This window comes from Paraburkholderia sp. RL17-337-BIB-A (genome assembly GCF_046025895.1).
GTDB classification, from domain to species: Bacteria; Pseudomonadota; Gammaproteobacteria; order Burkholderiales; family Burkholderiaceae; genus Paraburkholderia; species Paraburkholderia fungorum_C.
On the sequence record NZ_JARESY010000001.1, the window covers coordinates 2,530,993 to 2,553,640 of the forward strand.

The following is a 22,648-nucleotide window of genomic DNA, read 5'->3' on the forward strand; positions in this document are numbered from 1 at the left end:
GATTCATCGAAACTCACCATCGTGCGGTAGTGGTTAGTTGTGGTGCGCACCATCGTAGCGTCGAGATCCGGCGCCGACCATTCGGCCGAATGGTTAGGTTTACTGGCTATCTTGACAAAATAAAAAGCCCATCGGGAACGCGTCTCGATGGGCTTTTTCCACCAACAACCACCTGCGTTCAGGCGCTTAACCCAGCGCCGCCAGCCGCTGTTCGATATCCGCGCGCAGATCGGCCTCGTCTTCCAGGCCGATGTAGAACCGCACCAGCGTACCGCGATACGGCCATTGCCCTGCGGTGCGCATCGAGGCGACGTCGTAGGGCATCGCAAGACTGTGCGCGCCGCCCCAGCTCCAGCCGAGCGAGAACAGCTCGAGCGACTCGCAGAACGTGTCGATTTGCGCCGCACTATAACGCTCGTCGAACACGACCGAGAAAAGTCCGCCCGCGCCTGTAAAGTCGCGCTTGTAAAACTCATGCCCCGGACAATCGGACAACGCCGGGTGCAAGACCGCGGCAATTTCCGAACGCGTCTTCAACCACGTGGCGAGGCCAAGCGCCGCACGGTCATGTGCGTCGAAGCGCAGTTGCATGCTCGGCAGGCTGCGCAGAATCAGCGAACAGTCATCCGACGACACGCCGATCCCCATGCGCATGCGCGCCGCCTTCAGCTTCAGATGCAATTCGCGATCGACGGTGATCGTCGCGCCCATCAACACGTCGCCGCCGCCCGACTGGTACTTGGTCAAGGCCTGCACCGAGATATCCACGCCGTGGTCAAACGGCCGGAAACCGAGCCCTGCGGACCAGGTATTGTCGATCGCCGTGACGACATTCCGGGCGCGCGCCACCGCGGTGATAGCAGGCACGTCGGGCACTTCCATCGTGACCGAGCCAGGTGCTTCGAGCCAGATCAACCGTGTGTTCGGCTGGATCAGATCCGCGATCCCCGCGCCGATCATCGGATCGTAGTAGCGCGCGGTGATACCGAAATCGCGCGCCAGCCAGTCGCCATGATCGCGGTTCGGCGAGTAGACGTTATCGGGGATCAGCACGTCGTCGCCGGCCTTCACAAGGCCGAAGTACACATTCGAAATAGACGACAACCCCGAAGGCTGCAACAACGCATGATGGCCGCCTTCGATAGTGGCAAGCCGCTGCGCCAGCGCGAGCGAAGTCGGCGTGGCGTGCAGGCCATAGCGCCATTGCGCGTCGTTTTTCCAGTCGAGCGCGCGCATGGTCGCGAGATCCGGAAACACGACCGTCGAAGCGCGCGTCACCGGCATCGAGAATGATTCGAAGCCTGGCGTGAGCTGATCCTCGGCACGCACGATCTGGGTTTGCAGGCCGCGTTTAAGTTTGGATTGGGTCATGGTGAAATTCGGTGAGAGACTGGGCAGGAGACAGAAAACCGAGGGCGCTGTTCCGAACGGCGCCGCACACGCAAGAGTAGACGAGCCGGCAGAATTGCGCCTGGCAGAGCGTGCAAGCCGTCAGGCGCGCGGCAGCGCTTCACTCGCCGATTTGCAGGTTGCTGACCCCGCCGACGGCGTGGCCGCTCGCGGCGGGCGACGAAGCCGGCACAGCCGCACCTGCGGCTGCCGACGCCTGCGGAGCCGTTGCCGCCTTGTTCACGGCAGCCGGCACCGCCTGCCCCGCTGCCAGCGGCTTCAGATCGAACGGCTGCGGGTCGGAATCGTCGACGTTCATCCGGTCGCCCGCCACCGAACCGTCGGCTGCAAACTTGCCGACCCAGTTGCCGGTGATATGCGTGCCGTCGTTCGATTCCTCGACTTCGAGCGTGTCGCCATCGCGGTCTCCCGCGATCAGGATGACCTCGCCGGTATCGGTGTACTGATACTCGCCGTGCACACCGGCGGGGTCGTCGGTTTTCGCGCCGAGCCGCAGCACGATCTGACGCGAGCCGAGCATGCCGGCATAGCGCGGAAACTTCGCGAATTCGGGGCTCGGCTTGAGCGGCAACTGAATCGGCGGGGGGGCCGCCAACTCCTTCACCGCGTCGCTTTCCGCCCAGGCCTGCGCGGGCAATACAGCCCCGCCCCCGGCGCACAGCAATGCGGCCACGCTCACTACGCCCCGAAGGAAGCTCCCCTGGGAGAATGCCCAAGCACGCCGACGCATCGCAACCTTGATCGCTTTCGATTCCTGCATCCGTTCTTTCCTTGTTACCTGGTGCCGCTCGATACTGGTTTGCTATCCGCATGGTGTCGGACTTCGTTCGGCGGGGAGAATCGAGGCTTGATGCTGTGCCGCAGTGCTGCGCCTTAGCATCAAGCCTTAGCCTTAGCCTCAGCTTTAGCTTTAGCCTCAGCCGCCACCCAGCCTCAGATCCGTTCGAAGATCGCTGCGATGCCTTGCCCGCCGCCGATACACATCGTCACCAGCGCATAGCGGCCGCCGACCCGCTGCAATTCATACAACGCCTTGACGGTGATCAGTGCGCCGGTCGCGCCGATCGGGTGGCCGAGCGAAATGCCCGAGCCGTTCGGATTGACCTTGGCCGGATCGAAACCGAGTTCCTTGCTGACCGCGCACGCCTGCGCCGCAAACGCCTCGTTCGCTTCGATCACGTCCAGATCGGCGACCGTCAGGCCGGCGCGTTCGAGCGCCTTGCGCGTAGCGGGCACCGGGCCGATGCCCATGTACGCCGGATCGACGCCTGCGTGCGCGTACGAAACCAGCCGTGCCAGCGGCTTGATACCGCGCTTTTCGGCGACGCTGCGCTCCATCAGCACGACCGCCGCCGCGGCGTCGTTGATGCCCGACGCGTTACCCGCGGTCACCGTGCCGTTTTCCTTCGCGAACACCGGCTTCAACTTCGAGAAGTCTTCAGCCGTCGCGTTCATGCGCGCGTGTTCATCCGTATCGAACACGACGTCGCCCTTCTTCGACGGAATCGTGATCGGCAGGATCTGGTCCTTGAAGTAGCCAGCGGAAATCGCGTTGGCCGCGCGGCGATGCGATTCGAGCGCGAGCGCATCCTGCGTTTCGCGCGAGATCTCGTATTTGCGCGCGACGTTCTCGGCGGTCACGCCCATATGGATCGATTGGAACGGGTCGTTCAGCGCGCCGACCATCATGTCGACGAGGCGCGCGTCGCCCATGCGCTGACCGAAGCGCGCGGCCGGCATGGAATACGGCGCGCGGCTCATGTTTTCCGCGCCGCCACCGATCGCGATGTCAGCGTCGCCGAGCAACACGCTTTGCGCGGCCGAAACGATGGCCTGCAAGCCCGAACCGCACAGGCGGTTGACGGTCAACGCGGGCGCGTGTTGCGCGACGCCGCCGTTGATCGCGGCCACGCGCGCCAGATACATGTCTTTCGGTTCGGTATGCACGACGTTGCCGAATACCACATGGCCGACTTCGTCGCCCGACACGTTCGCGCGCGCCAGTGCCTCACGCACGACGCGCGCACCCAGATCCGTGGGCGGAAAATCCTTGAGACTGCCGCCAAAACCACCGATCGCCGTACGTACACCGCTTACCACCACCACGTCCCGTTGCATCGCTCGCTCCTCTCTTTAGTTTCTCAAGATGATCTTGCCATGGCGGCCCGCGCGCCCCACGTGTCCCAGCGCCTCGTGATCAGCTCGCCAGAAGGTGTTCGACTGTCGCGTGCGAAGGGATCGGCGCGACCGCGCCGTAACCTTGCGTGGACAGTGCCGCAGCGACGTTCGCATAACGCGCCGCTTGAAAAGGATCGTCACCCGCGACGATACGCGCGATGAACGCGCCGCCGAAACAGTCGCCCGCGCCGGTCGCGTCGACCGCATTGACGACGTGGCCCGGCACGACGCGCCGCTCGTCAGGCGTGGCGATGTACGAGCCTTCCTTGCCAAGCTTGAGCGCGACGACACGCGGGCCGTGCGACAACAGAAAATCGACGATCTCGTCACGGCCGGTCAAGCCGGTGAGTTCGGTGACATCGTCCCAGCTCGGCAGGCAAATGTCGGTTTGGCGAATGGCCTCGAGCATCACCGCGCGCGCCCGCGCGAGCGGCCACAGCTTCAGGCGCAGATTGGTGTCGAAACTTACGCGCACGCCGTTCGCGCGCGCATGCGCGATCGCCGCCAACGCTGCGTCGCAGGCGCTCAAACTGATCGCGAGGCTGATGCCGGACAGGTGGATGACCTTGGCCGCGGCGATCGCATCGAGCGGCAAATCGTGCGGCGCGTAGCGGCTCGCGGCCGAACCTGCGCGCAGATAGTCGAACGCATGGCCTGCTGGACCGTGCGAAACGAAGTAGACGCCGGTGGACGCATGCGGATCGATCCGCACGAGCGACGTCTCGACCTGCTCGCGCTCCCACAGATCGATCAACAGACGCCCGAAATGGTCGCTGCCGACAGCCGACACGAAACCGGTCCTCGCGCCCTGCCGTGCTGCCGCGATGCAGAAGTTCGACGTATCGCCGCCGAAACCTTGCAGATAGTTCGGCTGGTCTTTAGCCGCCTGGTTGAACTCGATCATTGCCTCGCCGAGCGCGAGGATTTCAGGGCGCCGGGCACCCGGGGGCGGGCCATCTGCGCGCCGGCCATCCGGGGTTCGGCCATCCGGCTCTCGGGCATCCGGGCGCGGGGTTTCCGGGGTCAGGCCTTCAGGCGTGCCAGTCATACTCACCGTCATCGCTTAAACCTCGCCCCACAGATCGTGACCGTCGGCGCCAGTGATCTTCACCGAGACGAAATCGCCGACCTTGTAGCGTTTTGACGCCTTGGTGGCCGGCGCGATATACACGACACCGTCGATCTCGGGCGCATCCGCCGCCGTGCGGCCGATCCCGCCGTCGGCATTGATCTCGTCGACCAGTACTTTCAGCGTCTTGCCGACCTTCTTCGCGATCCGTTTGGCCGATACTTCTTCGGCCACTTCCATGAAACGCGCGCGGCGTTCTTCACGCACTTCGTCGGGCAATGCGCCATCAAGTTCGTTGGCGCTCGCGCCTTCGACCGGCGAGTAAGCAAAGCAGCCGACCCGATCCAGTTCCGCCTCGCGGATGAAATCGAGCAGGGTCTGGAATTGCTCTTCGGTCTCGCCCGGAAAGCCGGCGATGAAGGTGCTGCGGATCGTCAGATCGGGGCATATTTCACGCCATGCCTTCACGCGCTCCATCACCTTCTCGGCGTTGGCCGGACGCTTCATGCGCTTCAACACCTCCGGATGCGCATGCTGGAACGGCACGTCGAGGTACGGCAGCACATGGCCCTTGAACGGACCTTCGGCCATCATCGGGATGACTTCGTCGACGCTCGGATAAGGGTACACGTAATGCAAACGCACCCATGCGCCGTATTGCGCCGCGAGCTCGCCGAGCGCGCCGACCAGATCGGTCATGCGCGTCTTGATCGGCTTGCCGTTCCAGAACCCCGTGCGGTATTTGACGTCGACGCCGTATGCGCTCGTGTCCTGCGAAATCACCAGCAGTTCCTTCACGCCGGACTTGAACAGGTTCTCCGCTTCGAGCATCACCTCGGCGACCGGGCGCGACACGAGGTCGCCGCGCATCGACGGGATGATGCAGAACGTGCAGCGGTGATTGCAGCCTTCGGAAATTTTCAGGTACGCGTAGTGGCGCGGCGTGAGCTTCACGCCCGCGGCCGGCACCAGATCGATGAACGGATCGTGCGGCTTCGGCAGATGATTGTGCACCGCCTGCATCACTTCGCCGAGCGCATGCGGGCCGGTCACGGCCAGCACCTTCGGATGCACTTCTTCGATCAGGTTAGAGCCACTCGCACTCTGCTTGGCACCGAGGCAGCCGGTGACGATCACCTTGCCGTTTTCGCTCAACGCTTCGCCGATCGCGTCGAGGCTTTCCTGCACTGCTTCGTCGATGAAGCCGCACGTGTTGACGACCACGAGGTCCGCACCGTCGTAGGTGCCGGAGATTTCATAGCCCTCGGCGCGCAGCTGCGTGATGATCTGTTCGGAATCGACGAGTGCTTTAGGACAGCCGAGGCTGACGAAACCGACCTTCGGCGTAGAAGGGATCGGCGCGGCGGGGGAAATGGTCTGCGACATAGGTGGGGTCCGGCGTATAGCGGTGACAATGGCGACAAATGGGACGGTGCGGCAACGCAGGGTCCGATGGCAACAGACACCACAGCCCGGACAACGTCCCGCGCGCGTAACCCTTCATTGTACCGCGCCGGCGATCATGCAACCGGCGAGGTGGTGAGGCGTTGCCGGATCGGGCAGGCCGGGAATCGCACTTCGGTGAACCGGCGTTACGCCGTTGAACGCCAGGGCGTGCTCGATCACCTCAAGAATCTCACGCGAATCATGCAGGCGCCGGATGGCTGCATGCAGTTCGGCGGCCTGCGGCCAGGTCCGCTTCAGATAGCTCAGCCACATTTTGACGCGTCCGTGCTCATGGCGGGCCGCGACACGGGCTTGCAGTTTTTTCAGGTAGTCGGCGAGATGACTCAGCACGGCCGGCCATTCCGCGCCTGAAGGCGTCCGGTCCATCAGTCCGCGTATCCGCAAGGCGAGGAAAGGATCCGACACGGCGCCGCGCCCGATCATCACGTCCGCGCAGCCGCTGACCGCCCGGCACCGCTCCCAGTCGGCCACGGTCCAGACCTCTCCGTTGGCGATGACCGGCACGTCCACGGCGGCGTCGATACGCGCGATCCACTCCCAGTGCGCCGGCGGCCGGTAGCCATGGTCACGCGTTCTGGCATGGACGACGAGGGAGGCCGCCCCACCTTCCGCCAGCGCTGTCGCGCATTCGATCGCGAGCGAAGTGTCGGACACGCCGAGCCGCATTTTTGCGGTCACGGCGATGCCGCCAGGCACTGCCGCGCGAACGGACGAAACGATCCGGTTCAGCTGCTCAGGGTGCGCCAGCAACATCGCGCCGCCACCGTGCCGGTTGACGACTTTGGCGGGACAACCGAAGTTCAGATCGAGTCCATGCGGCGACAAACTGGCCGCCTGGGCCGCATTCAGCGCCATCCATTCCGGATCGCTGCCGAGCAGTTGAATCACCATCGGCGTGCCGCCCGGGGTACGGCCTCCGTGGAGGACCTCGGGCGTATCTCTTTCGTAGACACGCTCGGGCAGCACCGAGCCCGTCACCCGGACAAACTCGGACACGCACCCGTCGAATCCACCGGTACTGGTCAGCACGTCGCGCAGCACGTAGTCCGCAAGCCCTTCCATGGGCGCGAGAAACAGTTGGCTCATGTGGATACGGCGCAAGCGCTGTCTTTGCGAATCTTCCGGTCAGCCAAGGCTGACCCTCGGAATCGAAGGCATGGACACGCCAGGAAAACGGGTCTGCGACATAGGTCGGGCGGGTGGATAGCGGTGGCAACAAACGGGAACGGCGCGACGAGGCGAGAGGTGGCAGGATCACGAGGATCTTGAAGACCATGGGGCCGATACCCCGCCACAGCGACGCCGCACGCAACCCGCGATTGTACCGCGCCCTTGGCTATCCGCTCGCGAGCCACCACGATCACATCCGGCACCCTCGGCGCGACGTGCCCACCGCCGGCCGCGGCCACGGGACGGCCACGCAGAGACGCGCTCAGCGCGCCGGCGTCAGCATCCCTCTGCGCCGTTACTTCTTCTCCGGCTCCGGATTGGTTTGCGGATTAGCCGGCGTGACCGGTACTCCAGCCGCATTCACCGGGCCACCCGGGGTGAACGGGAAAGTGGCGAACATCGATTTGGCCTGGTTCTGCATCTGCTCCTGCATCTGCACGAACATGTTCTTCGACTGCTCGATATAGCTGGTCATCATGCCTTGCATCATCGGTGCCTGCATGTTCATGAATTGCGACCAGACTTCGGGGTTCATCGCCTTGCCTTCATACAGGTTCTTCGACTGGTCGGCGAGCTTCGCCTGAATGTCGATGAAAGCCTGGATATTCTTCTCCAGATACGTGCCCATCATGCCCTGCATCGCGTGGCCATAAAAACGGATGATCTGCGACAACATCGACGACGAGAACATCGGCAAGCCGCCGCTCTCCTCTTCAAGAATGATCTGCAACAGGATGGCACGCGTCAGGTCCTCGTTGCTCTTCGCATCGATGACCTTGAAATCCTCCTGATCCAACACGAGCTGCTTAACATCCGTCAGCGTGATATACGTGCTTGTCTCGGTGTCGTAGAGTCGACGATTCGGGTACTTCTTGATCAATCGTTCGGCTGTTTTCTTTGTAGTAGTGGTCATGTAACGCCTTTGAGCGCGAGTTAAGCGCGGAAACGGCGTCATGCCGCCTGCACAATCGGGCAATTGCACAGTCGAGACGCCGCCGGAACCATCTGAGCAGAAGCACGCCACCTTGTGAGCGGCGCGCCGATGACTCAGCCCATATGCAAACCGCCATTCAGCGAAAAATCCGCGCCCGTGGAGAAACCCGATTCGTCCGAAGCGAGCCATGCCACGATCGAGCCAATTTCTTGCGGCTGACCGAGACGGCGCACCGGAATCGTCGCGACGATCTTTTCCAGCACGTCCGGGCGGATCGACTTGACCATATCCGTGCCGATGTAGCCTGGTGACACGGTGTTGACCGTCACGCCCTTGGTGGCCACTTCCTGCGCCAGCGACATCGTGAAGCCGTGAATGCCGGCCTTCGCGGTCGAGTAGTTGGTCTGGCCGAATTGCCCCTTCTGGCCGTTCACCGACGAGATGTTGATGACTCGTCCGAAGCCGCGCTCGACCATGCCGTCGATCACCTGCTTGGTGACGTTGAACAGGCTGGTCAGATTGGTGTCGATCACCGCCGTCCAGTCTTCGTGCGTCATCTTGCGGAACACGACGTCGCGCGTAATACCGGCGTTGTTCACCAGCACATCGATCTCGCCGACTTCGGCCTTGATTTTGTCGAACGCCGCCTTGGTCGATTCCCAATCGCCGACGTTGCCTTCGGACGCGATGAAATCGAAGCCGAGCGCCTTCTGCTCTTCGAGCCATTTCACGCGGCGCGGCGAGTTCGGGCCGCAACCTGCAACGACCTTGAAGCCCTCTTTGTGCAGCCGTTGGCAAATGCTCGTGCCGATGCCGCCCATCCCGCCCGTTACGTACGCAATTCGCTGTGTCATAAACTACACTCCGTTTTTCGTTTTCGAGGCGCCGACCGGCTGCCTCTTCCCTCGCCTGGTGCTTCATCTCCACTGCCGCCGGGCGACCGGCCGACGAGGCCACCGCTCACCGCGCGCCACGTGCTGCCCTGTTACTGTGACGCGCGGCGACCCTGCTTACCGCCTGCCCAAACGCACCTAAGCGCACCTAAGCCCATCAAAGCCGGCTTGAGTTCGCTGAAGATCCGTCAAGCGCGTTCGAGTGCCAGCGCGACGCCCATGCCGCCGCCGATACACAGCGACGCCAGACCCTTCTTCGCGTCGCGCTTCTGCATTTCGTGCAGCAGCGTGACGAGGATCCGGGCGCCGGACGCGCCGATCGGATGGCCGATCGCGATCGCGCCGCCGTTCACATTGATCTTCGACGTGTCCCAGCCCATTTGCTGATTCACGGCGCACGCCTGTGCGGCAAACGCTTCGTTGATTTCCATCAGGTCCAGATCGGCCGGCGTCCAGCCCGCGCGTTCGAGACAGCGGCGCGAGGCCGGCACCGGGCCCATGCCCATCACCTTCGGATCCAGACCCGAGGTGGCGTACGCCTTGATGCGCGCGAGCGGCGTGAGGCCGAGCGCCTCGGCCTTCTTCGCCGACATCACCAGCACCGCCGCCGCGCCGTCGTTCAGACCCGACGCATTGGCCGCCGTCACCGAGCCTTCCTTCGAGAAAGCCGGCTTCAGACCCGCCAGCGAGTCAGCCGTCACACCGTGACGCACGAACTCGTCCGTTGCGAAACGCAGCGGCTCGCCCTTGCGTTGCGGGATTTCGACCGGCACGATTTCGTCGTTGAAACGGCCCGACTTCTGCGCGGCTTCCGCCTTGTTCTGCGACAGCGCCGCAAACGCGTCCTGCTGCTCGCGCGTGATGCCGTATTCCTTGGCGACGTTCTCGGCCGTCACGCCCATGTGGTACTGGTTGTAGACGTCCCACAGGCCGTCGACGATCATCGAGTCGACCAGCTTCGCGTCGCCCATGCGGAAACCGTCGCGCGAGCCCGGCAGCACGTGCGGTGCGGCGCTCATGTTTTCCTGACCGCCGGCAATCACGATGTCGGCATCGCCCGCGATGATCGCATTGGCCGCCAACATCACCGCCTTCAGGCCCGAGCCGCACACCACGTTGATCGTCATGCCCGGCACGGCCGTGGGCAGCCCTGCCTTGATCAGCGACTGGCGCGCCGGGTTCTGGCCCGAGCCTGCCGTCAGCACTTGCCCCAGAATGACTTCGCTGACCTGCTCAGGCTTCAGACCAGCCCGTTCGAGTACGGCGCGAATCACCGTCGCGCCGAGTTCGGGCGCGGCGATCTTCGCCAGCGACCCACCAAATTTACCTACTGCCGTACGGGCGGCCGATACGATCACAACATCAGTCATTTCCATATCCTCCGGGCACATCGGCTGAATACGCCGCAGCCCGTCAAGTTAAAAATCTTGTTGCTCCTGCGTCCTTGTTCACGCGAACGCGCATTCATACCGCCAGATAAACCACACCTTCAGGTGCGCTCACACCTACTCCCGCTGCCGCACATACCGTCCCGGCGCCGGCTCGATCACAGGGAATTCGGCGGAGCCGGCCGCGGCGCGCGGCTTCACTTTCTTGCCGCCATACTGGTCGAGCCATGTGGTCCATTCGGGCCACCAGCTGCCCGGCACTTCGGCCGCCTGCTCGAGCCATTCGTCGGAGCTTTCCGGCAACGCCTTGACGTCGCCTTCCAGCGTCCAGTAATTGCGCTTTTTCTTCGCCGGCGGATTGATCACACCCGCGATATGCCCCGACGCGCCGAGCACGAACTTCAGCGGTCCGGTGAGCAGCGGCACCGACGCATAGGCGGTTTGCCACGGCACGATATGGTCTTCGCGCGAACCGTAGATGAAGGTGGGCACGTCGATCTTGGAGAGGTCGACCGGCTCGCCGCAGGTGGTCAACGCACCCGGCTCGCGCAGACGATTCTCGAGATACGTGTTGCGCAGATACCAGACATACATCGGTCCCGGCAGACTGGTCGAATCGCTGTTCCAGTACAGCAGGTCGAACGGCACCGGCGTGCGGCCCTTGAGGTAATTGTCGACGACGTAGTTCCACACCAGATCGTTCGGCCGCAGGAACGAGAAGGTGTTGGCGAATTCGATGCCGCGCATCAATCCCGGAGTGCCGCCGTTCTTGCCGCCAATGGTCTGCTCGCGCATCTGCACGTGCGCCTCGTCGACGAACACATCGAGCACGCCCGTGTCCGAGAAATCGAGCATCGCGGTGAGCAAGGTCATCGAGGCAGCCGGATGTTCGCCACGCGCGGCCGCCACTGCCAGCGCCGTGGCGAGCATGGTGCCGCCGACGCAGAAACCGAGCGTGTTGATCTGCTCGCGGCCGCTGATCTTGCTGACCGTCTCGATCGCCTTGAGCACGCCCTCGCCGATGTAGTCGTCCCACGTCTTGCTTGCGATCGACGCGTCCGCGTTGCGCCACGAAATCAGAAACACCTGATGACCCGAATCAAGCCCGTGCGCGACCAGCGAGTTCTCCGGTTGCAGATCGAGAATGTAGAACTTGTTGATGCAAGGCGGCACGATCAGCAGCGGCCGTTCACGCACGGTAGCCGTGCGCGGCTTGTACTGGATCAGTTGCATCAGCTCGTTCTCGAACACCACTGAACCTTCGGTGTTCGCAAGATTTTCGCCGACCACGAAACCCGATTCGTCGGTCTGCGAAATCTTGCCGCGCTGCAAGTCGCCCAGCAGATTCATCACGCCCTGCCGCAAGCTCTCACCCTTGCTATCCAGCAAGGTCTTTTGTGCTTCCGGATTCAATGCGAAGAAGTTGCTCGGCGAGGCGGCCGCGGTCCATTGCTGAACGGCGAAACGGATACGCTCGCGCACCTTCGGTTCCGTTTCGAGCGCGTCGACCATTTCCTGCAGATAGCGCGCGTTCAACAGATACCAGGCGGCGGTGAATGCGTAGGCCGGCGCTGAGCTCCACGCGTCGGAACTGAAGCGTCGGTCCTTGAGTTCGGGCGCCGTGGTCGCGGAACGGGTGGCCTGCTGGATCAGCTCCATCGCCTCGCGCGAATAATCGGCTTGCAGCTTTTGCAGGCGCTCCGATGGAATCGCGGCGCTCGGAACATTCAGTCCGGCGAACGAAGATAGTGACGGCAGCGACCCTGCAGCCAGTTTGCTGAAGTCAGGCATGCCTGGGAATGACGGCATCTGCGGCAGAGCCATTTGCGGCATTTGAGGGATGCCCATTTGCGGCATCTGAGGCATCGGGAAAGGCATGCCATTGCCGCCGGGCGACGTGCCGAGCGAACGCCATGCGTTCATCCAGGTGTCGAACAACTGCTGCATGCCTGCGGCCGGCGCTGCGCCGCTCGCACCGGCCTGCTGCGTCTGCTCCGTTGAGGAGTCCGTGCTGGGGGAAGCTGAGGAATGTGGAGCTGCCATACCTGCTTTTGACCGGTAAGTCCTTGCGGACGGGTTGAGAGGCAGGTTCATGCGCACGTGGGCGATTGCTCGCGACCCCGTCACGCCCTGTCCCATGTACGAGGAGCTGTGAGGAACATTCTTGCTCCCCATCGCAAGGCATGTCAATGCTTGTTCCCGATTTTGCCGCAGTGCGATAGTTTTTTAATTATCGTTTTCCCTGTGTAGCAGATCGCGCTTTTCGAACAGGGGTTGATGAGTGCCGCCGCAAGCGAAAAAAGCTCCCATAATGCGTGGGTTTATGTGCGTGTATCCGTTCGTTCGCAGACACTTTTGGCGGCAGATCTACGCATGCGCGGCGAATTCCGGCAGTGCAGCAAAAAAGCGTGCCGCACCTCCGAATAAACCCTCGTACGAGGGCTCGTACAAAGACGTCGCGCCGGGCGCCAACTCAATCCGCAATCGTCTGCGCCTGGTCGTCCAGCCAGATCAGCGCGGCCATGCGGCCAGTTTCACGGTCGCGGCGATAGGAATAGAAACGCTCACGTTGCGTGACCGTACAGAGATCCCCGCCGACCACGCGCGTCACGCCGAGCCGCTGCAAGCGCAAGCGCGCCAGTGCCGCAAGATCGGCCAGATATTTACCGGCATTTTGCGGATGCGTAACGAAGGCATGCGCCGTGGCCTCGCGTTGTGCGCCATCCACGCCGTTCATGAAGGCGTCACGCACGTCTGCGCCCACCTCAAATGCGCTGGGTCCGATCGCCGGGCCGAGATAGGCGTGCAACGATGCGGGCGCCACGCAGGCGAGCTCGGCGACGCGCTCTGCCGTCTGTTCGACGATGCCCGCGGCCAGCCCACGCCAGCCGGCATGAGCCGCACCGACCGCGCGCCCCGCTTCGTCGCACAACAGCACCGGCATGCAATCGGCCACCATCACGACGCATACCGTGCCGGGCCGATCGGTGACGCTGGCGTCGGCGCGTATCGGCGTGCCGCTTGCGTGAATCTGCTGAAGCGCATCTTCGGCACGCACGATGCCTGCGCCGTGAATCTGTTCGAGCCACGCGGCCTCGCCGACGCCTGCCAGACTCAGCAGCCGTGCGCGATTGGTTGCGACCGCGGCGGGATCGTCACCGGCTTTCATCCCCAGATTCAGACCGCCGGCCCGGTCCACGCCATCCTGCCAGCAGCCGAACGGCGGCTCGCTCACGCCGCCGTTGCGCGTGGTGACGAGCGCGCGCACTCGCGGCGGTACGTTCCATGCCGGTTGCACGACATCGGCAAAGCTCAGCTCGGGCAAGCTCATGGGCGACCGTCCTTGTCGTGTTTGTCGTGTGCGTCTTCGCCTTCGTGTGCGCCGCTTTCGCCGCTTTCGTCGTCTTCGCCGCTTTCGTGGTGTGCGTCGTCTTCGTCGCGTTCGTCGTCTTCGTCGTGTGCGTCACCTTCATCGGCATCGTCGTCCGGCGAAGCGTCGTAGTCGTCTTCCTCGTAGTACGTCTCGTCGAACTCGCCCGCATCGTCGCGCCCGAGGCCAAGCGCCGCCGACAGCACCTGCATGTCTTCCGGTGCATCGGCGCGCCATTGCATGGTCCGGCCGGTTTGCGGATGGATCAGGCCGAGACGCCATGCGTGCAACGCCTGACGCGCGAAACCGTCCGGCAGCGGCGTGACCGAGCGCTTGCCGCGTGCGCGCCCATAAACCGGATCGCCGAGCAGCGGATGGCCGATATGCGCGCAATGCACACGGATCTGATGGGTGCGTCCGGTTTCCAGATCGCAATGAATCGCGGTGACCGGCTGACGCTGCCAGATCGCCGTATCCACGCGCCGGAAATGCGTGCGCGCGGCTTTGCCCGATGCGCTCGTCACCACGGCCATGCGCGTACGTTCGCGCGGATCGCGGCCGATCGGCGCGTCGATCGTGCCTTCCTCGGGCATGTTGCCCCACACCAGCGCGAGATAACGGCGCTTGACCGTGCGCGCCTGAAGCTGGCGCACCAGGTCGGTCTGCGCCTCGAGGGTGCGCGCCACCACCATCAGGCCGGAGGTTTCCTTATCCAGCCGATGCACGATACCGGCACGCGGCAAGCCCGCCGCAGCATCGCCGTAGCGATACAGCAGGCCGTTCAGCACCGTGCCGCTCCAGTTGCCGGCCGCCGGATGCACGACCATGCCGGCCGGCTTGTTGATGACCACCAGCGTATCGTCCTCGTAGACGATCTCGAGCGGGACCGGCTCGGGCGTGAAGGCCAGTTGCTCCGGCAGCAGATCGGGCACCAGCTCGATGGTCGCGCCAAGCGGCACCGGCTGCCGGATCTTTGCCGGCTTACCGTCGATGCGCACCCGCTCCGACTCGATCCAGCTTTGCAGCCGGTTACGTGAAAACTCCGGAAAGATTCGCGCGAGCACCTTGTCGAGGCGTTCGCCAGCCAGTTCGTCGGGCACGACAACGCTGCGCGGCGTCTCGTCCGCCACGCGGCTCGCTACGGTCGGCACCAGGCTTTGCGGGCCGGCGGCGGCGAGCGCGTCGCCGCCGAGATCGTCGTCAAGGGAATCGACGCCCAACGCGTCGGAGGGGTCAGCGCTTACGCTATAATCTTTGTTGCTATTCCCGGCACCGGTTGCGGCGCCTGGAGTATTTGAGCGGGTCATTGAGTCTGGGTCACCTGGACGTAAAGCTAGACTGGAAAATGCGAGCCTTGAACACCATCACTAAAGCGGCGATCAATTTGGCGGCCATCAAGAAGGCGGCCCGGAAAGTGGCCGGATACATTGCGTGCGCCGCAGCCGTCGCCGTTGTTGCGGCTTGTCACGGTCTGCCGGAAAAGACCGACGAGACGGCTACGTGGAACAACAACAAATTATATACGGAGGCGAACGACGCTCTGACCGGCGGTGATTTCGGCAAGTGCGCCAAGTATTTCGAGATGCTCGAAGGCCGCGACCCGTTCGGCCACTTTGCCCAGCAAGCGCAGATCAACGTCGCGTATTGCAACTGGAAAGATAACGAAAACGCCGCCGCCGACCAGGCGATCGACCGCTTCATCCAGTTGCACCCGGATCACCCGGACATCGCCTACGCGTACTACCTGAAAGGCATGATCCACTTCAATGACGACCTCGGTCTGTTCGGCCGCTTCTCCGGTCAGGACATGAGCGAGCGCGATCCGGTGTCGCTGCGCCAGTCGTATGACGCGTTCAAGATCGTGGTCGACAAGTACCCGAACAGCAAGTATGCGCCGGACGCCGCGCAACGCATGCGCTATATCGTGAACGCGCTGGCGTCGCACGAAGTCCATGCGGCGGATTATTACTACCGCCGTGGCGCCTACGTCGCCGCGATCAACCGCGCGCAGCTGGCGTTGAAGGAATACAAGAACGCGCCGGCTATCGAAGACGCACTGCACATCATGATGCTGTCGTACGAGAGGCTGAATCAGCCGCAACTGGCCGACGACACGAAGCGCATTCTGACCGGTACCTTCCCCGACAGCCCGTACATCACGGGCCATGCAAGGCCGGGTAAGGAAAAGTCATGGTGGCAGTTCTAAGCCTCGGCCGGACGTTAGCACCATAAAGCTTTGAAACAAAAACGCCACGACCTCGGTCGTGGCGTTTTTGTTTGTGCTGCGCGCCACCGACCTATGCAGCACAAGCTGGCAACCAACGCCCTCAGTCCCGCTCGAACAACGCAATCGACTCCACGTGCGAGGTGTGCGGGAACATGTTCACCACACCCGCGCCCACTAGCCGGTAGCCGGCCTCGTGCACCAGCAGGCCTGAATCGCGTGCGAGCGTCGCCGGATTGCACGACACGTAGACGATCCGCCCGGGCAGCGGCCCATTGCCGCTCTGCGCGATCTCCGCGAGTGCCCTGGCGACAGCCAGCGCGCCTTCGCGCGGCGGGTCGATGAGGAACTTGTCGAAATGACCGAGCGCGCGCATGTCGTCGGCGGTGACTTCGAACAGGTTGCGGCAGGCGAACGACGTATGACCCGCCACGCCGTTCAGTTCGGCATTGTCCAGCGCGCGCGAAGTCAGCACCTCGCTGCCTTCGATACCCACCACTTCCTTCGAAATCCGGGCGAGCGGCAGCGTGAAGTTGCCGATGCCGCAAAACAGATCGAGCACGCGGTCCGTACGGGCTGGGGCCAACAGACGCAGCGCGCGGCTCACCAGCACGCGATTGATCGCATGATTCACCTGGGTGAAATCGGTCGGCTTGAACGGCATCCGGATGTTGAATTCCGGCAGCGTGTAGTCGAGCTCAACGTCGAGCGGATAGAACGGCGTGACCGTGTCGGGACCGCCCGGCTGCAACCACCACTGGATCTTGTGTTCGTCGGCGAAATCGCGCAGCACCTGTTCGTCGGCGGCGGTGATCGGCGCGAGATTGCGCAGCACCAGCGCGGTGACCGATGAACCGACCGCAAGCTCGATCTGCGGCATACGATCGTAAATCGACAGCTTGCGGACCATGAACCGCAGCGGCATCAGCATCGCCGAAATGTGCGGCGGCAGCACCTCGCAGGTCTTCATGTCCGAGATGTAGCTGCTGTTCTTCTCGTAGAAGCCGATCCGCATGCCGCCCTTTTCCGGCAGATAGCGCACCGCCAGACGCGCGCGGTAGCGGTATCCCCACGCCGGGCCGTGGATCGGCCGGTACACCGTCTCCGGACGCAGCTTCGCCAGATGCTGGAAATTGTCTTCGAGCACGCGCTGCTTGACGGCAATCTGGGCGCGGATATCGAGATGCTGCATCGAACAACCGCCGCAGATATCGAAGTAAATGCATTTCGGCCTGGTGCGAAGCACGCTTTCGCGGAACACCTGGACGACCTCCGCCTGCTCGAATTTCGGCTTGCTGCGATGCGTCGAGTAGCTCACACGCTCGCCTGGCAACGCGCCTTCGACAAAAATCACCTTGCCGGGCGTGCCGTCTTCGCTCTCGATGCGGCCCACGCCGCGCGCTTCCATGTCGAGCGAAACGATTTCGATGATCGGCTCAGCGCCGGTGATGACGTGCGCTTTCGCCGGAGCGGGCGCCTTCTTGCGCTTCGGCGAGCGGCGTTGGGGGGCAGTTCGGGACACCTGCGACTTCCTGACAAACTTGGGGGAAAGGCGAGATTGTAGACGAAGCGCCGCCCTTGCCAAGGATTCGGCGCGGCGCTAGTGGCCGCCGCGCCTCGCGGAGCACGTCGATCATGATGAGCGTAACGCGAACCGCGGCACTTGCGCACGATTTCGCGCTACGGCGGTTGCCATCGCGGCGTCTACGCCATCAGCGCGCAATGAACCGTTTCGTTACAAGTTACAAGACGGGTAAGCAGGCTACTGGTCAAACGCAGCCAGATACTCCGCCCATTGCGGCGCCGTTTCCAGCGCCAGCGCATTTTTGACCAGATTGATCTCGTCCGCATACTCTTCGGGCGAAAACGCGCCGCGAATCAGCTGGAAGCGGCAATACAGCAGGTACGTATTGACGACATCAGTCTCGCAATAATTGCGAATTTCCTCGATGCGCCCTTGCTGGTACGCGTGCCACACCTGGCTGCCGTCCATGCCCATCTTGCCGGGGAAGCCGCACATCTTTGCGAGCGCATCGAGCGGCGCATTGGCGCGCGCCTGATACATCGCCAGCACGTCCATCAGATCGGTGTGACGCGCGTGATAGCGGCTGATGTAGTTGTTCCACTTGAACTCGCGGTCGTCCTCGCCCAAGTCCCAGAAACGATAAGCCGGGATGCCATTGACGAGCGCGCGATAGTTCAGCACCGGCAGGTCGAATCCACCGCCGTTCCACGACACCAGCTGCGGGGTGTACTTCTCGATCACGCGATAAAACGACTGCACGAGCGCCGCCTCGCCGTCTTCCAGCGTGCCGAGCGAGCGCACCCGGAAACCGTTGTTGTCACGGAACACGCAGGAAATCGCGGCGATCCGCTGCAGGTGATGCGGCAGGAAATCGCCGCCGGTCTTTTCACGGCGCGCCGCAAAGGCATGCTCGGCGACTTCGGCGTCGCTCAGCGTGGCAGGCAAATCTTCGAGGCGGCGAATGCCGGCGACATCGGGAATCGTCTCGATGTCGAAAACAAGAATCGGTGTCATCAGGTTATAGAACGGCGTCCTTGCGCACACCGTTGGAGGCAAAGAAGCGCTTGAGCCGCACCAGCGCTTCCTGTTGGATCTGGCGCACACGCTCGCGAGTGAGGCCCATTTCGTCGGCCAGTTCTTCAAGCGTGGCGGGCTCGATGTGGTTCAGCCCGAAGCGGCGTTCGATCACATGACGATGCTTGTCCGACAGGCGTGCGAGCCACGCTCGCGTGAGCGTTTCGAGTTCGCGGTGCTGCACCTCGGCATCCGGCGACTGGCTTTGGTCGTCGGAGAGCAGATCGAGCAGGCTGCTCGCCGGGTCGAGATCGAGCGGCGCGTCGAGCGACGCGGTGTGCTCGTTCAGCGCCAGAATGTCAGTGACTTCGTCGGTGGTCTTGCCGGTCAGATAGGCGATGTCGTCAATGCTGGCGTCGCGGCGCTCGGCTGCCTCGCCGGAATTCATCGAATTCTTTTCCAGGTGGCGCTTGGCGCGCAGCACCTGATTGAGCTCACGGATCACGTGCACCGGCAAACGCACCGTGCGCGCCTGGTTCATGATTGCGCGCTCGATGCTTTGGCGAATCCACCAGGTGGCATAGGTGGAGAAACGGAAGCCGCGTGTGGGATCGAATTTCTCGATGGCGTGCATCAGTCCGAGGTTGCCCTCTTCGATCAGATCGAGCAGCGGCACGCCGCGATTCAGGTAACCCTTTGCGATGCTCACGACGAGCCGTAAATTGCGCTCGATCATCACTTGCCGCGCGTCGAACTCGCCCGCCTTCGCCAGACGCGAATACTTCTGCTCTTCTTCGACGGTCAGAAGCGGTTTGACGCTGATGCGGTTCAGGTAATGCTGGATCGTGTCGGCCGTCAGCTCGGCTTGCAGCAGCGCGCGGAAATCGTCCGCGTCGGGCGGGGCTTCGCTCGCGCCTTCGCGGGCCTCGCCGGCCTCTTCCGCGCTGCCCTGGCGTTCGTCGAGATCGCGCTCCTCTGCGATCTCTTCTTCTACTTCGGAAGCGCCGCTTTCCTCCACCGAAGCGGACGTCACGCGGCTATTCGTCTCAGACTCGGCTTGCGGCAGGCGGCGCTTCGATTTCGGCATGGTCGTATCGCTTATTGCGGCGGCAAATACTTCAGTGGGTCGACAGGTTTACCCTGCCGGCGAACTTCGAAATGCAACATTACGCGGTCGGAATCACTATTGCCCATCTCAGCGATCTTCTGCCCTTTGGTCACCGCGTCCCCCTCTTTTACCATCAAAGCGCGGTTGTGTGCATACGCGGTGAGATAAGTTGCATCATGTTTGATGATAATTAGATTGCCGTAACCGCGCAGCCCATTTCCGGCATAAACCACGCGCCCATCCGCCGAAGCCTTGACGGTATCGCCGGCCGCGCCGCCGATATTGATGCCCTTGTTGGTCGAATCGTTGAACGTGCCCAGCATCGGCCCGCGCACCGGCCATGCGAAGGCGACGTTGCCTGAGGCGCCGGCGGTCGAATCGCTGGCGGCGCCCGCAGGCGGCGGCGTCAAGGCGGCGTTGTTCGCCGTGGAGCCGTAGATCGGCGGCGCCGCGACGCCAGCCGCGCCGCCCACTGCCGGCGGCGTGCTACCCAGCGGCGCGCTCTGCACCGCGCCGCCGTTGCCGATCGGCGCCGTCGACACGCCCGGCGTCAGTGCGGCGGTGTTCGCGCCCGGCGGCACGACGCGCAGCAACTGATCGACTTCGATCTGATTCGGGTTGGTGAGATTGTTCCACGTCGAAATATCGCGATAGTTCTGGCCGTTCTCCAACGCGATCCGGTACAGCGTATCGCCCGGCTTCACGCGATAGTAGCCCGGCGGCGGCGGTCCGAGCGGCACGGCCGGCTGCTGCGCGGCTTGCGTGCCGAGCGCACCGCTGCCGGAGCGGTCGACGACCGGCGCCTGATCGAGGCGGGTCGCACAAGCCGACATCAACAGGGACAAGGCGAGCACGCACACGCTACGCTGGGTTACGGTCATGGGGATAGTCAGTCTGGTTCTTTGCATCGCGCGCAACATACTCATCGGTGTCAAATCACTCCGGATTTTAAGGGTACAAAGAAAACGCGATCAAGCCGCGACTCGCGCCACTGCGCGGGTCCGAGCCGCTCGACCAGAGTCAGCACCTGGTTCTGGCCTTCCTGCGAGCCGACCGGGGCGACCAGACGGCCGCCGATCGCGAGTTGTTCAAGTAATGCTTGCGGTACATCGAGGCCAGCCGCGGCGATCACGATCGCATCGAACGGCGCCGCCGACGGCAGCCCAAGGCGGCCGTCGCCGTAGTGCAGCCGGATGTTCGGAATGCGCAGCGGACGCAAGTTCGTCTTCGCGCGTTCGGACAGTGGCTTGATGCGTTCGATCGAATAAACGTCACGCGCGACCTGGCTCAGCACTGCCGCCTGATAGCCGCAACCGGTACCGATTTCGAGCACGGTGTTCAACGCGCGGCCGGCGGCCGCCAGTTCGATCATCCGGGCGACCACGGAGGGCTTGGAGATCGTCTGGTGATGGCCGATCGGCAACGCGGCATCTTCATAGGCCTGGGCCGCGAGACCCGGGTCGACGAACATGTGGCGCGGCACCACCGACATCGCGTTCAACACCCGTTGATCGGTCACACCGTTCGCACGCAGGCGTTCGACCATCCGTTCGCGAACCCGTTCCGAAGTCAGCGCCAAAGCGCCGTTCAACGCGACGTTCGGCACGGCGGCGCGCTCGTTGAGTTTGGCGGCGGGCTTGTGCACCGGTGCCGGTTTTGGCGCGGCGCGCACAGCCGAACCTTGCGCGACGGATGGTGCGGGTGGTTTGGCGTGATGCTGGGTTTGCGGCTTGGGCTGGGGGCTAACGGATGAGTTCGGTGACAAACTCGCCGGTGCCTTCATTGGCACCTTCGCTTGCGGCCTTGCTTGCGACGTGGCTTGCGGTTGACTCTGCGCCCTCGCCGGCGGCTTCGCCTGGACCTTTCCCGCGACACCGGGCGGCGAGTTCTTCGCCGGCTGCGGGCGCGCGTTCAACGCGGCAGCCGCGGCGAGTGCCGCCGCGCGCACTTCGCCCGGACGCCCTTCCGGCCGGCGCGGTTCGCGCACCAGATCCTCGAGGCCGAGCGGAAAGCGCTTTGCGCGCTCGCTGGTCATGAAGCGCCGCTGCCGGCGCGCGCCCAGTCGCGCGCTGCGGGCAGCATTTGCGTGTGGGTCAGGTCGAGCTGCAACGGCGTAATCGACACCTGTCCGTTCGCAACAGCATGGAAATCGGTGCCTTCGCTCGCATCGCGCGCGCTGCCCGACGGCCCGATCCAGTAGATCGGTTCGCCGCGCGGGTTGGTCTGGCGGATCACCGGCTGCGACGGATGCCGCTTGCCGAGACGCGTGATATACCAGCCATTGAGTTGCTCGTACGGCAGGTTCGGAATATTGACGTTCAGAAGCGGATGCCCCGGCAACGGCTGCTCGAGGTAGTACGCGACGATCTCGGCGGCGACGCGCGCGGCGTCTTCGAGATGCACCCAGTCTTTGTCGACCAGCGAGAAGGCGATGGCCGGCACGCCGAACATGATGCCCTCGGTGGCGGCGGCGACGGTGCCCGAATACAGCGTGTCCTCGCCCATGTTCTGGCCGTTGTTGATGCCCGAGACGACGAGGTCCGGCGTGTGGTCCAGCATACCGGTCAACGCAATGTGCACCGAGTCGGTTGGCGTGCCGTTGACGTAGTAGAAACCGTTCGCCGAGCGCAGCACCGAGAGCGGCCGCGACAACGTCAAGGAGTTCGACGCGCCGCTGCAGTTCTGCTCGGGGGCCATCACGGTGACGTCCGCGATCGGCTTGAGCGCTTCGTAAAGCGCGGCAAGGCCGGGCGCCAGATAGCCGTCGTCATTGCTGAGTAGGATTCGCATGCGGCGATTGTAACCGAGGAAACAAGGCACGCGAACGACACGGCAGACGCTGCGCGCATCACATGCAAGCGCACGCACGGGGCGCCGCGCCGGCGGGTGCCGACAGCG

The 22,648-nt window shown here is 63.5% G+C and carries 19 protein-coding genes; 1 reads left to right on the forward strand and 18 read right to left on the reverse strand.

What is annotated here, in order from left to right:
- Positions 1 to 186: 186 nt before the first annotated feature.
- From P0D84_RS11370 to P0D84_RS11425, 12 genes are all read right to left on the reverse strand, one after another.
- Positions 187 to 1,371: a cystathionine beta-lyase gene (locus P0D84_RS11370; protein ID WP_408336238.1), complete on the reverse strand. Its 1,185-nt coding sequence runs from the start codon at positions 1,369 to 1,371 to the stop codon at positions 187 to 189.
- Positions 1,372 to 1,510: 139 nt separating this feature from the next.
- A complete protein-coding gene (locus P0D84_RS11375; protein WP_408336241.1) occupies positions 1,511 to 2,170 on the reverse strand; it encodes a hypothetical protein in 660 nt (219 codons plus the stop codon).
- A gap of 173 nt (positions 2,171 to 2,343) precedes the next feature.
- Positions 2,344 to 3,528 (reverse strand): beta-ketothiolase BktB, encoded by a 1,185-nt coding sequence (gene bktB / locus P0D84_RS11380; RefSeq protein WP_211615378.1) that lies wholly within the window; start codon positions 3,526 to 3,528, stop codon positions 2,344 to 2,346.
- A gap of 79 nt (positions 3,529 to 3,607) precedes the next feature.
- Entirely contained in the window at positions 3,608 to 4,513 is a 906-nt protein-coding gene (locus P0D84_RS11385) for a sugar kinase (RefSeq protein WP_408339788.1), read from the reverse strand.
- 138 nt (positions 4,514 to 4,651) lie between these two features.
- Entirely contained in the window at positions 4,652 to 6,013 is a 1,362-nt protein-coding gene (rimO, locus tag P0D84_RS11390; protein WP_408339790.1) for a 30S ribosomal protein S12 methylthiotransferase RimO, read from the reverse strand.
- Between the two features lie 144 nt (positions 6,014 to 6,157).
- Complete coding sequence (locus P0D84_RS11395; RefSeq protein WP_408336244.1) at positions 6,158 to 7,210, reverse strand: tRNA dihydrouridine synthase; 1,053 nt, start codon at positions 7,208 to 7,210, stop codon at positions 6,158 to 6,160.
- A gap of 379 nt (positions 7,211 to 7,589) precedes the next feature.
- Complete coding sequence (gene phaR / locus P0D84_RS11400; RefSeq protein WP_408336247.1) at positions 7,590 to 8,207, reverse strand: polyhydroxyalkanoate synthesis repressor PhaR; 618 nt, start codon at positions 8,205 to 8,207, stop codon at positions 7,590 to 7,592.
- A gap of 134 nt (positions 8,208 to 8,341) precedes the next feature.
- Positions 8,342 to 9,082 carry a 3-ketoacyl-ACP reductase gene (locus tag P0D84_RS11405; protein ID WP_408336250.1) on the reverse strand — a complete coding sequence of 247 codons (741 nt, stop codon included), beginning with the start codon at positions 9,080 to 9,082 and terminating at the stop codon, positions 8,342 to 8,344.
- A 227-nt stretch (positions 9,083 to 9,309) separates the two neighbouring features.
- Positions 9,310 to 10,491, reverse strand: coding sequence for an acetyl-CoA C-acetyltransferase (locus P0D84_RS11410; protein ID WP_408336253.1), 1,182 nt, complete (start codon positions 10,489 to 10,491; stop codon positions 9,310 to 9,312).
- Positions 10,492 to 10,626: 135 nt separating this feature from the next.
- Positions 10,627 to 12,456, reverse strand: a complete 1,830-nt coding sequence (phaC, locus tag P0D84_RS11415) for a class I poly(R)-hydroxyalkanoic acid synthase (RefSeq protein ID WP_408339792.1) — start codon at positions 12,454 to 12,456, stop codon at positions 10,627 to 10,629.
- 526 nt (positions 12,457 to 12,982) lie between these two features.
- Positions 12,983 to 13,840 carry a peptidoglycan editing factor PgeF gene (pgeF, locus tag P0D84_RS11420; RefSeq protein WP_408336256.1) on the reverse strand — a complete coding sequence of 286 codons (858 nt, stop codon included), beginning with the start codon at positions 13,838 to 13,840 and terminating at the stop codon, positions 12,983 to 12,985.
- Positions 13,837 to 15,186, reverse strand: a complete 1,350-nt coding sequence (locus P0D84_RS11425) for an RluA family pseudouridine synthase (protein ID WP_408336259.1) — start codon at positions 15,184 to 15,186, stop codon at positions 13,837 to 13,839. The genes pgeF and P0D84_RS11425 overlap by 4 nt, the downstream gene beginning before the upstream one ends.
- A gap of 38 nt (positions 15,187 to 15,224) precedes the next feature.
- Between P0D84_RS11425 and P0D84_RS11430 the strand changes: the two genes are divergently transcribed.
- A complete protein-coding gene (locus P0D84_RS11430; protein ID WP_408336262.1) occupies positions 15,225 to 16,085 on the forward strand; it encodes an outer membrane protein assembly factor BamD in 861 nt (286 codons plus the stop codon).
- 121 nt (positions 16,086 to 16,206) lie between these two features.
- Here the strand turns inward: P0D84_RS11430 and rlmD are convergent, their stop codons facing one another.
- The 6 genes from rlmD to surE all read right to left on the reverse strand — a co-directional run bounded on the left by rlmD (position 16,207) and on the right by surE (position 22,540).
- Positions 16,207 to 17,625, reverse strand: a complete 1,419-nt coding sequence (rlmD, locus tag P0D84_RS11435) for a 23S rRNA (uracil(1939)-C(5))-methyltransferase RlmD (protein WP_408336265.1) — start codon at positions 17,623 to 17,625, stop codon at positions 16,207 to 16,209.
- Positions 17,626 to 17,865: 240 nt separating this feature from the next.
- Positions 17,866 to 18,642, reverse strand: a complete 777-nt coding sequence (locus tag P0D84_RS11440) for a 3'-5' exonuclease (protein WP_408336268.1) — start codon at positions 18,640 to 18,642, stop codon at positions 17,866 to 17,868.
- 4 nt (positions 18,643 to 18,646) lie between these two features.
- Positions 18,647 to 19,729 carry an RNA polymerase sigma factor RpoS gene (rpoS, locus tag P0D84_RS11445; protein WP_408336271.1) on the reverse strand — a complete coding sequence of 361 codons (1,083 nt, stop codon included), beginning with the start codon at positions 19,727 to 19,729 and terminating at the stop codon, positions 18,647 to 18,649.
- An 11-nt stretch (positions 19,730 to 19,740) separates the two neighbouring features.
- The gene (locus P0D84_RS11450; protein ID WP_408336274.1) at positions 19,741 to 20,676 is read right to left on the reverse strand and encodes a peptidoglycan DD-metalloendopeptidase family protein; all 936 of its coding nucleotides are present in this window, start codon (positions 20,674 to 20,676) and stop codon (positions 19,741 to 19,743) included.
- Positions 20,677 to 20,681: 5 nt separating this feature from the next.
- Positions 20,682 to 21,785: a protein-L-isoaspartate(D-aspartate) O-methyltransferase gene (locus P0D84_RS11455; protein ID WP_408336277.1), complete on the reverse strand. Its 1,104-nt coding sequence runs from the start codon at positions 21,783 to 21,785 to the stop codon at positions 20,682 to 20,684.
- Positions 21,782 to 22,540: a 5'/3'-nucleotidase SurE gene (gene surE / locus P0D84_RS11460; protein WP_408336280.1), complete on the reverse strand. Its 759-nt coding sequence runs from the start codon at positions 22,538 to 22,540 to the stop codon at positions 21,782 to 21,784. The genes P0D84_RS11455 and surE overlap by 4 nt, the downstream gene beginning before the upstream one ends.
- Positions 22,541 to 22,648 lie beyond the last annotated feature (108 nt).

Excerpts from the sequence above, each read along its gene's own strand:
- P0D84_RS11370 (WP_408336238.1), bottom strand. The coding sequence starts at position 1,371 with ATGACCCAATCCAAACTTAAACGCGGCCTGCAAACCCAGATCGTGCGT.
- P0D84_RS11375 (WP_408336241.1), bottom strand. The coding sequence starts at position 2,170 with ATGCAGGAATCGAAAGCGATCAAGGTTGCGATGCGTCGGCGTGCTTGG.
- bktB (WP_211615378.1), bottom strand. The coding sequence starts at position 3,528 with ATGCAACGGGACGTGGTGGTGGTAAGCGGTGTACGTACGGCGATCGGT.
- P0D84_RS11395 (WP_408336244.1), bottom strand. The coding sequence starts at position 7,210 with ATGAGCCAACTGTTTCTCGCGCCCATGGAAGGGCTTGCGGACTACGTG.
- phaR (WP_408336247.1), bottom strand. The coding sequence starts at position 8,207 with ATGACCACTACTACAAAGAAAACAGCCGAACGATTGATCAAGAAGTAC.
- P0D84_RS11405 (WP_408336250.1), bottom strand. The coding sequence starts at position 9,082 with ATGACACAGCGAATTGCGTACGTAACGGGCGGGATGGGCGGCATCGGC.
- P0D84_RS11410 (WP_408336253.1), bottom strand. The coding sequence starts at position 10,491 with ATGACTGATGTTGTGATCGTATCGGCCGCCCGTACGGCAGTAGGTAAA.
- phaC (WP_408339792.1), bottom strand. The coding sequence starts at position 12,456 with ATGCAGCAGTTGTTCGACACCTGGATGAACGCATGGCGTTCGCTCGGC.
- pgeF (WP_408336256.1), bottom strand. The coding sequence starts at position 13,840 with ATGAGCTTGCCCGAGCTGAGCTTTGCCGATGTCGTGCAACCGGCATGG.
- P0D84_RS11425 (WP_408336259.1), bottom strand. The coding sequence starts at position 15,186 with ATGACCCGCTCAAATACTCCAGGCGCCGCAACCGGTGCCGGGAATAGC.
- P0D84_RS11430 (WP_408336262.1), top strand. The coding sequence starts at position 15,225 with ATGCGAGCCTTGAACACCATCACTAAAGCGGCGATCAATTTGGCGGCC.
- P0D84_RS11440 (WP_408336268.1), bottom strand. The coding sequence starts at position 18,642 with ATGACACCGATTCTTGTTTTCGACATCGAGACGATTCCCGATGTCGCC.
- rpoS (WP_408336271.1), bottom strand. The coding sequence starts at position 19,729 with ATGCCGAAATCGAAGCGCCGCCTGCCGCAAGCCGAGTCTGAGACGAAT.
- P0D84_RS11450 (WP_408336274.1), bottom strand. The coding sequence starts at position 20,676 with ATGAGTATGTTGCGCGCGATGCAAAGAACCAGACTGACTATCCCCATG.
- P0D84_RS11455 (WP_408336277.1), bottom strand. The coding sequence starts at position 21,785 with ATGACCAGCGAGCGCGCAAAGCGCTTTCCGCTCGGCCTCGAGGATCTG.
- surE (WP_408336280.1), bottom strand. The coding sequence starts at position 22,540 with ATGCGAATCCTACTCAGCAATGACGACGGCTATCTGGCGCCCGGCCTT.